This is a genomic window from Flavobacterium sp. FG68 (assembly GCF_057808895.1).
The window spans coordinates 108571-120791 of record NZ_JBMDIY010000006.1 but is presented as its reverse complement, the minus strand read 5'-3'; the positions used below and the strand labels follow the sequence as shown (position 1 = coordinate 120791).

General features: G+C 36.1%; 5 protein-coding genes. All 5 read right to left on the bottom strand.

Annotated features, from left to right (window positions below; genetic code table 11):
• Positions 1 to 61 precede the first annotated feature (61 nt).
• Positions 62 to 1486 (bottom strand): sialate O-acetylesterase, encoded by a 1425-nt coding sequence (locus ACODSB_RS05930; RefSeq protein ID WP_488936353.1) that lies wholly within the window; start codon positions 1484 to 1486, stop codon positions 62 to 64.
• Positions 1487 to 1752: 266 nt separating this feature from the next.
• The gene (locus tag ACODSB_RS05925) at positions 1753 to 5157 is read right to left on the bottom strand and encodes a glycosyl hydrolase (protein ID WP_488936352.1); all 3405 of its coding nucleotides are present in this window, start codon (positions 5155 to 5157) and stop codon (positions 1753 to 1755) included.
• Positions 5158 to 5405: 248 nt separating this feature from the next.
• Positions 5406 to 8747, bottom strand: coding sequence for a glycoside hydrolase family 2 TIM barrel-domain containing protein (locus ACODSB_RS05920; RefSeq protein ID WP_488936351.1), 3342 nt, complete (start codon positions 8745 to 8747; stop codon positions 5406 to 5408).
• A 235-nt stretch (positions 8748 to 8982) separates the two neighbouring features.
• The gene (locus ACODSB_RS05915) at positions 8983 to 10107 is read right to left on the bottom strand and encodes a glycoside hydrolase family protein (RefSeq protein WP_488936350.1); all 1125 of its coding nucleotides are present in this window, start codon (positions 10105 to 10107) and stop codon (positions 8983 to 8985) included.
• 178 nt (positions 10108 to 10285) lie between these two features.
• Positions 10286 to 11959, bottom strand: a complete 1674-nt coding sequence (locus tag ACODSB_RS05910; RefSeq protein WP_488936349.1) for a hypothetical protein — start codon at positions 11957 to 11959, stop codon at positions 10286 to 10288.
• Positions 11960 to 12221: the final 262 nt, after the last annotated feature.

The window sequence follows — 12221 nt, the reverse complement described above, 5'->3', positions numbered from 1 at the left end:
TAAGTTGACAGTCAATCAGACACCTACAAGGTTTTGAAAACCTTGCAGGAGCTTCCGTATATTACCATTCATCCGTTCTAAACGAAGAAATCGGCAAACCGCCTGCACTAAACAATTCCGCTTTTGCAAAATCTTTCCATAAATAGCGAACAGCAACTGGATTTTTAACTTTATCTGAAGTCAGAACAACTGATTTCCTTCTTACAACCGTTTTTGCGGGATAAAAAACTTTGTCTTCTCCTGATATTTCAAAACCGGTAACTTCCTTATCATACGATGTAATTCCGTTTGCTACGTCATCAAAAGAAACTGTTACTGCGCCGTCTTTTATTTCCATCGATTTGTATTTCGGACTTTCAAATTCAAAACCTTCAATTCCGTACGTTCTTGCCAAAGCCTGAAAGGCCAGTCTATTCCCTCCTTTTTCTTTATCCATTGGATGAATATTATTTTCTTCACCAACATCCATTAAAACAGCCATTCCTGAATTCGGAATTTCCTTTGAAGCTTTCAACTGCGCTTCTCTTATATAAGCCGAATTGTATTTTTCTAAATAATCTTTTGGATGAAAAGAAGCATAATTAAACGGTGCGATCTGAGCATAGTAAAACGGAAAATCGCCTTGTTTCCATAAAGCTCTCCAACTGCTTACCATTTTTTTCATTAAAGCAGTATACTCAGAAGCTCTTTCATAATTTGATTCTCCCTGATACCAAATACAGCCTTTTATTCCATAACCAATTACAGGCGAAAGCATTCCGTTAAATAAAGTCGTCGGAACACGATTTGGATCTTTTGCCAATTCTTCTTTTGTAGTCGGAATTTTAGCACTTGTAAAATCTTTCAGCATTTCCTGATTCATCCATGCTTCCATACTTGAACCTCCGTAAGAAACATGAATCAAACCAACAGGAACATCTAAAACTTGCTGTAAAAGCGAACCAAAATACCAAGCCGTTGCACTAAAATTAGCTGTTGATTTTGGAGAAGCCACTTCCCAATTTCCTTCAAAATCCTGCAAAGGTTCTAAAACTGTAGCACGCGGAATTGTAATTAACCGAATGTTTTTATTGGCTGATCTTACAATAATTTCGTTTCCGTTTTTAACAGGCTGACCCTGAAATCCTTTTAAAGGCATTTCCATATTTGATTGTCCAGAACAAAGCCAGACTTCACCAATTAAAACATTTTTAATGAGAACTTTTTCAGTTCCTTCTGAAACTTCAATTACAAACGGCCCGCCAAATGATGGCGTTTGTAATTCTGTTTTCCATTTACCTGAATTGTTTGCTTTTACTTTGTAGATTTTAGAATTCCATGATGTTTTTATCGCAATATTTGCATTCTTTTCTGCCCAGCCCCAAATTGGTGCGTTTGATTTTTGCTGTAGCATCATATTGTCCGTAAACAATGCTGGTAATTTGATTTTGGCATTAATTTGAAAGCTCGCTAAAATCGTTAATAATGCAATAATTGATTTTTTCATTTCTATATATTTTTTTTGCCACAGATTAAATGGATTAAAAAGGATTATTAATCTGTGGATATTTTTATTTTTCAATTGCCTCTAGCTTTAGCTGGAGGTTATATTATTTTTCAACATCTCAGGCTTTAGCCAAACTAACTATTTGGCTAAAGCCTTTATCTTATTATCTTTTTAAACCTCCAGCTAAAGCTGGAGGCAATTGATTTTTTTCTTTTATTACAGATTAGAAAAATCTTTTTTAATCCATTTAATCTGTGGCAAAAAAATTATTTAATCTTTTCTTTCACAAGCAAAACCGGCCCTAATAATCCTGCTTTCAGCAACGGCTCTCCTTCTAAACGAAATGCAGCATTTGTCCATGTTAATCGTTCTTCTTTTGGAAGTTTTTGGTCGCCCATTAGTCGGTTTGCCCAAGTATTTGTGATTTTTATTTTTATAGTATTTTCTCCTTTTTGTAAAGCTTTTGAAATATCTGTTTTGAAAGGGAAAGTCCAAAGCGTCACACAATCTTTCCCATTGATTTTGATTTCTACAATATTGGCAATTTCACCCAAATCAAGCCAGATTTTATCCGTATCTTTTCCTTTCCAGATAAACTCTTTGCTATAAACTACAGTTCCCGAATAATACTTAATCTGATCATTTTCTGAAGTACTCCAGTCAAAAAGTTTATTTGTTTTTACAATCTCTTTCGGGCCTTTAAAAGCTGGATCAAATTGTAATTCCCACTTTTCATCCAGAACCTGAACTTTCTCAAATTCAACAGATTTTCCCTGAGCTAAAACTTCTTTTGTCTCCTCTTTAAAAACCACAAAACCAGATTCATTTGCATCTAAATTAATAGCGGCAATTGTTCTCCCATTTACTATTTTCCAATTGGCTAAAGCCGAAGTTTTATCAGTTACGGGATTGTACCAAACCGGAATTTTACCAGCTATTCTAAACGAAGCTTCAAATGTCCTTTTTTCTTCTTTTTGATTCGAAATAAAATAAACATCTTCGGTATCAGATTTACGATGTGTCCAGGCAATTGTTTCAGAATCGGCTCTGTTTAAATTTGGAAAATAAACATCTTGAGTAATTCCAATTGAAGCAAAATCATTTTCTAAATAAGGTAATTTTATAAATGTTCCTTTTCCTATTTTCCAAGTTGATGCACTAGAGTTATTCCAAATTTCACCAATTACATTTTGCCATTTTTTAAAATAATCATTCGATTGTAAACCGGGTTGTAAATTTGGTTTTTCATCCACAAAAATCGTTGCACCGTCTTTTACTAACTGCAAGATTTTTTCGGCGGAAGCCAAAGAAAGCAGCTTATTTGGTGCCATTTTGTGACTTCCCGGAAACAGTAAAGCTCCGTATTCAATTCCGCCTCCAAAAGAGATTTTTCCGTTCTCTACTTTTGCGCGGTTTATCAAAACATCTGAATTGAATGAATCGTACTGATAACCATTCATGGCATTAATCCATTGCGATAAATCGGTTGAATTTTTAGAAAAACTTACTTCTTTCGGCATTTTAGTACTCGGCTGACCTTCATTTTTCAAACGAATTGCTTCACTTTCAATTCTTTCCTTTCCAAAAACATTCGGAATAAAAGGCACTAAACGATCCGGAAGCATGGAACGAGAAGGCAAATCTTCGCCAATAAAGACAGCTAAATCAATCACTGGTTTTCCTTTTTGCAACTGAAACTGCACTCTTTGGCAATATTCAAACCAGGCTTTTCCGGGTTCCCACCAAGTCTGGTCTCTTTGAAAATAGCTTCCAATTCCGTCTAAAGTCATTCCGGGTTTTCTGTCCAGCCACGGATTATGTACAAAAACGTGGTAGAAAAAACGGTTAATTCCGAGAGCATAATTTCTGTCGGCAACCACTTTTAAATTTCCCGGATGTTCGTCCCAATCCATTTTTAAAGCTGTAAAAGCTTCTGCCTGAATGATATCTTTTCCATAAATATGTCCGCCCGAAATAGCATCTAACATATCATTTGGTTTGTCGTGCGTTGGGCTTTTCAGCCAAAATTCACCACTTGGATAATCAATATATTTAAAATGCAAAAGTCCATCGCTCATCATCGTTGGCGCGACATTTTCTGAACTGAATTTTACATTGGCATCATCCGCAATTTGTCGTAAAGTTCCAAAGAAATTTTCAGCAACTAATTCTGAAATGGTTTTTCGAACATCAAATAAAACCTTCTCCGAAGTTTGAATATCTTTTACAGGAATTCCCGCCATAACAGGCATGTAATCTACAATATCATAGCCTCTACGGGTTTTAAATTCGGTTCTAAAAACAGGCGACCAGTTTTGGCTTCCGCATTCCCAACTATCCATGTGAAGGATTTTAACCACTTTTGAAGCTAATTCAGGGCCTGCAACTCGAAGCATTTCGCCAAACCAATGATCCAGCTGAAAACGAATGGCTTCAGCATTAAATTTGTCAACTTCCAAGCCTCTTCCCGCTCCTGCTGTTGCATTTTCATGTCCTGTTGAAGTATGTCCGAAACGGATAATTCTCCAATTTCCTTTTGCAGAAGCTTTCCAATTTAAAACACCGTTTGTATCAATAAACTTCGAAATATTGATCATTTTTGATGGATCGATACAATCTGAAGCATTAATTTCTTTTTCGGTTGTCTGCGGACTCAATCGCCAAATAGCTCCCGATTTTCCTTGGTAATTGTCAATTAAAGGTTCATTTGACAAATAGATTTTTGACACTTTTAAGCCTTGATTCCATTTTGCAGGATCTAAATCTTCTGCACCTGGTTCTGTTCCTTCGGGATCGTACACGAATCTAAAATATTTGGCTTTTGTGGGAACAATGCTGTGTGTGTAAAATGCATCAACATCCTGCCAGCCGTGACGTGGTGTTGTTAATCTTCCTAAACTTCTGAAGTTTTTTCCATCATCGCTAACTTCAATTAGTAAACGATGTGCCTGATAATTATTTCCTTTGGTTTCAATTTGAATGGATTTGCATAAAAAAGGTTCATCAAATTCATACTGAATCCAACCCTTTTTTGGCATTCTAAATAATCCGTCTTTATCTGATGAACTTAAAATAGTCGCATCAGATTCGGGATTGGTTGATGTTATTTTTGGACGTTTTTTATCCGAAGTAATAAAACTTTCTTTTACCGGAATAGCAAAAGTTGCAATATCTTGATAATAGTCTTTGTAATGATTTGGAACGGCTAATTTTAGATTTTTAAAGTTGTTTCCGCTAACAATAGTATCTTTCCAAACTACCTTTTGCATTGACATTTCGGGCGTTATCCAAGGGCCTCCGGCAACGGCAAAACCATCGGCAGGATGAAATCCAATTTTTACTCCAACCCGATCGGCTTCTGTTAAAGCCCAATGCACTAAATCCCAGAATTCTTTGCTTAACTGCAAAACAGGCGGATCAATCAAAGGCGGATTTGCTGGTCCTTTAATCGTCATTAAATACGCACCTTCAATACCTGCCCTTTTCATCGCTTCTAAATCGGCTGTGATGCCTTCTTTAGAATACGCGCTTTGCATCCAATACCAATACGTCCACGGTTTTGAGGATTCTTTGGTAGGCTGAAAAAAGGTGTTTTCTTTTTTATAGATTTCCTGTGCGGAGACGAAGCTTGCAAAAAGGAGGATAAAAAAGAGGTGTTTTTTTTGAAACATTGTTAATTATTTTTTGATAATCTGCTTTATCTGCTAAATCAGCGGGAAAAATTTACTCTCGCAGATTTGGCTGATTTGGCAGATTATTTTTATTTTTTTTGTCATTTCGTGTTTTTTGTCATTTCGACGTAAGGAGAAATTGCACTAGAAACTCCGCAAACTAAATCTCAATCTTTGTCGATATACGCGTGTGATTTCTCGTTCCTCGAAATGACAAACTGTACCTTTTAATTTTTAATTGTCAATTATTAATACTTAAATTTCTTCAAACTACTTTCCAACTGATTTTTTGAACCGCTGAAAGGAGTCAAATAAAAACTGTACTCGTAATCTCCAGACTTAATCTGATATTGTTCTAATGGCTGTGCAACAATCGTCCAACTATCATTTCCTCCCACTCCCATTTGGATTAAATCGATGTTTACAGTTAAAAATCCTGGATCTTTCAAATCGTACGTATGTCCCGCTGAACTTAGATTTTCTTGTGTGTACGGCCATGCGCTCATGCTTAAAAGTTTAGAATCGTTTACTACTAAAAATCCTTTGTTTTTCTGTGGAGTACTTAATGCCATCCATCTCACATCACATCGGTTTCCGTTTTCTTGCGGTTTTGGATAATGTTCGATAAAATCATTTATTGGAAGCGAATATTTCCCAACAAACGAACCAAAACTTCTGTCGCTGTAATTTTCCAGTTCCCCTTTTCCGTACCAAGAAATTTGGTCGAATTTTCTCTGAACTCCCATCTGCATTCCGATTTTTGGAATGTTTGGCAGTTTGTTTGACGATTTTAAACTGTAATCTACTTTTATTAATCCGTTTGGTAAAATATTATAGACCACTTTTACGCTCGCACTATCTTTTATAACTTCATAATCGCTTGTTATTTTGATTTCAGAAGCCGATTTATCAATTGAAATGTTAACCAATTTTGGTTTTGCTTTGTACCATTGTCTCAACAGCTTTTGCGATTTCCAACCACGTTTATCATTGTCTGTAAGCGGTCTTACGAAGTTTGGCAATAGCGGTGCAAAAACCTGTTCTTCTCCATTAAAAATATACGAACTCAAAGCTCCGTTTATTTTCCCAATTGTAATATCAAAAGTTTTCCCTTTTATTTTGAAATCTGAATCTGATTCAGAAACGTTTAAATTTTCTTTCTTAGATTCTGGAGAAATCACTTCTTTCTTTTTCAATACAAACTGATCTTCCGCGACAGCGTAACCTTTTGAAGCCCACAATTCATCCTTTGAAAGCTGGAATTCTATATTTAAAATATATTCAGCATCAGCTTTAATTTTTGGAAGATAAGAGCTTATATCTAAAATTGTTGATTGCCCGGCTTCTACTTTTAATGGTTTTAAAATCTGAGTTTTAATTACGTTTCCATTTTCTAACACTTTTAAAACCGGAATATAATCTTCTAATGATTTAACAGCCTGACGGTTTTTGATTTCCAATTGATTTCCGTTTAAAGTTGAAATCGCTGGCTGATACACCCATTTGTTTTCAAAAATAGAACCTTTTGGTTTTCCGTTAGAATCTACAATTCCTTTTGTATTGAAATTTCCATCATGGTATTTTTCGCCAAAATCTCCTCCGTGAGCAAAATAATTCTGACCTGATCTTGAATCAAATTTTACGATTCCCTGATCTTTGAATTCCCAAATACAGCCTCCGATAACTCTAGGAAGCGAACGGAATTCATCCCACAATTCTTTTAAATTTCCAACTGAATTTCCCATCGCATGTGAATATTCAACGAAAATAATTGGTCTAGTATCTTTCTTTTGATCGACTAAAAATTTCGGAGTGAAAACACCCGGATAAAAACGGCTGACCATATCAACATACGAATCATCCTGCGGATTTTCGAAACGGTATGCGTGATCGATTGTTTTTGGATATCTTGGATCAAGCGGATCGATATATCCGTCTAATTTTGCATTTCCCTGCGCTGGTTCATAATGTACGGGACGCGTAATGTCGAAATCGTGAACCCAGCCTGACATTGCCGAATGATTTGGCCCTTTTCCTCCTTCGTTTCCTAAACTCCACATTACAACCGATGGATGGTTTTTATCTCTTTCGACCATTCGAATCATTCGTTCCATATAAGCATTTGTCCAAAGCGGATCGTTGCTTAATTTTCCGCCAATTCCGTGAGTTTCTTGATTCGCTTCATCCATTACCATGATTCCGTATTGATCGCATAATTCGTAGAAATACGGATCGTTTGGATAATGGCTCGTACGTATAAAGTTGAAATTGAACTTTTTAATCGTGGTAATATCTTGTTTGATATCTGCTCTCGTAACCGCTTTTCCTCTTGTTGGATGATGGTCGTGACGGTTTACGCCATATACATAGGTTTCTTTTCCGTTAATGAGCATTTTTCCATTTTCTTTCGAAAATTCAATTGAACGGAAACCAACTTTACAACTTTTGGCTTCGGTAACATTTCCGTTTTTATCTTTTATGGAAATGACCATTGTGTATAAATTCGGTTCTTCTGAACTCCATTTCTTTGGATTTTTAATGGTTTCTTGAAAGAATCCGAAACGTACATTATCCAGACGAGGATAACTTTCGTTGATCAAATCAATCACAGGTCTTTGAAGCGGTTCTTTGAACATTGCCGTATTATTACCATCATACAATTGAACATTCATCGTGTAATCTTTTATTTTTTCTCCTGTTAAATTCTCCACTTTCGGACGCAGTTTAAAAATCGCATCTGTGTATTGTTTATCTAATTTGGTTTGAACAAAGAAATCCTGAATACGCAGTTTTGGCTCGGCCATAATGAAAACCTCACGCTGGATTCCACTCATGCGCCAGTGATCCTGATCTTCTAAATAAGAACCATCTGTCCAACGGATTACACGAACTGAAACTACATTTTCTCCTGCTTTCAAGTAAGGCGTAATATCAAATTCTGATGGCAGAAAACTGTCTTCGCCATAACCTAAAAATTCTCCATTTAACCAAACCTCAAAACCTGAACTTACAGCTCCGAAATGTAAAGTAACGGTCATATCTTTCCAGTTTTCTGGAACCGTAAAACTTCTTTGGTAAGAACCAACTCCGTTATAATCTTTAGGAATATAAGGTGGATTTATGGGTCTAAACGGATAAACGGCACTTTTGTAAATTGGATTATCGTATCCTTTCATTTCCCAATTTGAAGGCACTTCGATTTTATCCCAGCCTGAAACGGTATTTTTATAAAAATCTTTTGATGCTTCTTTTAAATTTACGGCATATTTAAAATCCCAATCGCCGTTTAGCATCTGGATTCGGCTTTTGGTTCTATCACCTTTTAAAGCGTCTTCAACACTTGCATATGAATAAGCAGTCACTCTTGATGGCTGTCTGTTGATGCTTGTAACCGTTGGATCTTCCCACGGAGCGAATTCGTATTTTTTATGTAATTCTGGAATTCCCGCAGGTTCTCCTGTTACGGATTGGGCATGCGTGTAAGTTGTGAATACTAAAATGTAAAATGCATACGTCACAAATCGAAGACTGAAAAATGGATTTTTGTATTTTGATTTTGGCGTAAACATTGGTTTTATATTATTGTTCATTATATTTTCTAATTGTGTAGTCCCTACGGGACAAAATTTGTTTTTCGGTAATCATTTTTCTACCAATATTTAACTCCTATCGGAGTATCTCGTAGAGATTAATATTGTTGATTTCCAGACGATATTAAATCAGCATTACAATATTAAACTCTATTGGAATATCTCATAGAGATTAGATATCGGTAACCAAAAATCAGACCTGTAAAAATGTCCCGTAGGGACTATATCTATATTTTTACTTCTTTACTTTTTTTTCAGGAGGTGCCACAAAATTCAATTTGCTTTTCCCTAAATCTTTAGACGTTGCAATTGCAATTCCTCTTTGTTCGGCTTTGTTTACAGCACAGTAAAAATGATATACTACACCATCATGTTTTACTACAAAAGATTTATGGGCAAACATATCATCGTAAGGTTCAGATGATTTGATTAAATCGTCGCCTTTCCAGTCGGTCCAGTTTACTAAATCATTTGAAACTGCAAAACGGTTAAATGCGCCTTGATTCCAACCCGTCCAGAAAGCTCCAAAATAGAACATTACCCAAGTATCATTAATTCGCTGAATATAAGCATCTCCCGAAATTCCTTTATGATGGTTGATTAAAGGTTTATTGCCATAACGCTTCCATGTTTTCATATCGTTTGATACTGCCATAGCAATACGCTCAGCGCCTTTAGCCGGATTTAAACTATCGCCACGGGCATTGTAATACATGATAAAATTGTGTCCTGTAACTTTGTCTTTATCACGAATAACACTGTTTTTGTACATCGTGCTATTATCCCACCATCTGGCGTCTTTGTCTTTTGGAGTTAAAACTGGATTTTCTAATCTTTGAAATTCGTGCGGTTTTGTCGGTGCTTCTTTGGTATACGCCATTCCGATTGATAAAACTCCAGCTTCGTAACCTTTACTGTCTCCGCCAAAATAACTCATCCAGTATTTGTCATCGTATTTTTCCCATTCGTAGCTTCCGCCCCAAGTTGGATCTTGCAACGAAATATATCCTGCTTTTTGGTTGACGTCCCAGTGTTTTTCATTTTCTGAAAATGACATTACTTTTCCCAGATATTTCCAGTCTAAAAGATTGTCACTTTCTGCTAACCACGTTTCATAACCTCTTCCGTCATAAATTAAATACGTCATATACCATTTTCCGTCTTTCCTAAATACACTAGGACAATCCATTTTATATGAGTTGTCTGTGGGAACCATCACCAAACCGTATTTATAAGGCGTCTTGATTTCTTCGTAAATCTCCTGCATTACGTTGTCGGTAATTCCTCTTTTCTTGTATTTGATTGCACAGCTGGTTATGGCTAGTGCCGAAATGGCTAGGATTAGATATTTAATTTTCATTTTGGTTATGTTTGGTTTGCCACGAAGGCACTAAGGCTCTAAGTTTTTTTGTTTTGTTTGCGAACAATTTAATCTCGCAAAGTCGCAGAGTCGCAAAGTTTCTATATTCTATATTCTATACTCTATTTTCTATATTCTAAAATCTTGCTTCTTGCATCTTTCTTCTTCCGACTCTCTTTTATTTCTTCAATTCTTTTAAACGAGAATCCATTACATCTTTATTCAATTTTACTTTTACCATTCCTGTTGGATGAAATCTTCTCTTCAAATCGATTGCATTGTATACGATTGTGTAAACATCATTTCCTTCTGGGATTAAACACAAAGGTGTTCTCATAATATCCCACCATTTATCGACTTTAGTTTCTATTGGAAGATAATGTGCTTCTGCCCAATTAACGCCGTTTACTGATAATGAATACGCAATCATATTTGGTAAATGATGTCCCCAGCCGTCTGGACCTCCGTCGAAAATAGCAATGTACATTCCGTTTGGCAATTGACTTACAATTGGATTTTCAACAAAAAGTGGATGCATGGTTTTAATTGGTTCCAAACCTTTATTCATTCTCAACCAAGGGCCTTCTAAACTTTTGGATTCAGCTAAAGCCACAAACCAGCCTTTTCCTGATTTCTTCGGATAATCTGCCCAAGAATTAAACGGATATGCACCGCTATAAAATCCGAAATATTTATCTCCTACTTGATACGGAAAAAACGAAGCAACACCCTGACGTCCTTCCCAAGGCTGAGAATCCAATCCTGGTTCCATAATAATTCCCATATCTTTATACGGCCCACCAATTCCGTTGATTCCTTCAACCGTTGATTCACAACGCCAAATTCTTCCGAAAGAGTGATTCGGTTCTATTTCTTTACTTACGGTATAAGCCAAATAATAGCCGTACCATTTGTTTGCTTTTTCATTAAAAATTGGCATATAAGACCAAATAGCTGCACGACGATCATTCATCGGATTATCGTCTTCGGTTACTGCGTAAGTTCCGCTGGCTTGATAGATTGTAGATTCTCTTTTCCAATGAATTGCATCTTTACTTGTCCAATGTCCGATTCTTGTTTTTACACGATCGTAATAGTAATCAACACCTTTTTCTCCAGCTCTTTCGGTTGGAAACATATGATAGGTATCGCCGACTTTTACTACTCGTCCGCCTTCAAAACCACCTTGAATGCCTTCTGTTCCTGACATTCCTTCATCAATAACAGGTTTGTTTTCTCCACCGATAATTTCGAAAAGTGGTTTTTCATCTGAAAATCCTTCAACGATAAAGGTTGGGTTCCAAAGTTTTCCGTCTGGAAAATTGGCATTTCTTGGTTCTAGCTTTTCAGAAGCTTTTACAACTCCTAAAACAGCAAATAATCCTTTTCCAAGATTTAATGTTTGTGTTCCTTTTGAAAAAGAAACCGCATATACATTTAATGGAGGTAAACCTGTAATCGTCAATCCGTTTTCTAAAATTAATTTGGCATTTTGAAGTTTATCTGCCTGAAGATATTCCGCATTTTTATCCTGAAAAACACCAATTAAAACATGAACTGGCTCTTTAAACTTTAATTGTAATGGAGAATTTGTTCCATTTTTATATTTATCTAAAGGAAGTTCAATCCCAGTCAAACCTTGCAATTCTGGAGCTAAACGAACAATATTTTGTTTGCTTCCTGAGAAAACATGAGCATATTGGGTGGTTTTGAATGTTTTGTAATTGGATTTTACGATTTCAAATGATGCTGGTTTCCATGCCGTTTGTGCTGTGGCTTGGATGCAGGTTACAAACAGCATTAGGAAAGCGGTTTTTAATTTGAAGTTGTGTATTTTATTTTTTGAAAACATTGTTTTTTTATTTTTATTGACTCTGAATTTCTTCAATCTTGTCATTTCGAGGAACGAGAAATCTTCGCGAGAAACTCTACAAAGATTGGCGACATTCGGTGCGGAGCTACTTACGAAGATTTCTCCTTACGTCGAAATGACAAACTGTACGTGATAATCTTTGTGGTTACGAGTGGGATTTGCTTCGCCTATTCGCTATCGCTCGGGTCTCCTTCGTCGGAATGACAAACTAGACGTTATAAACTAGCGGCTAATTACTAAT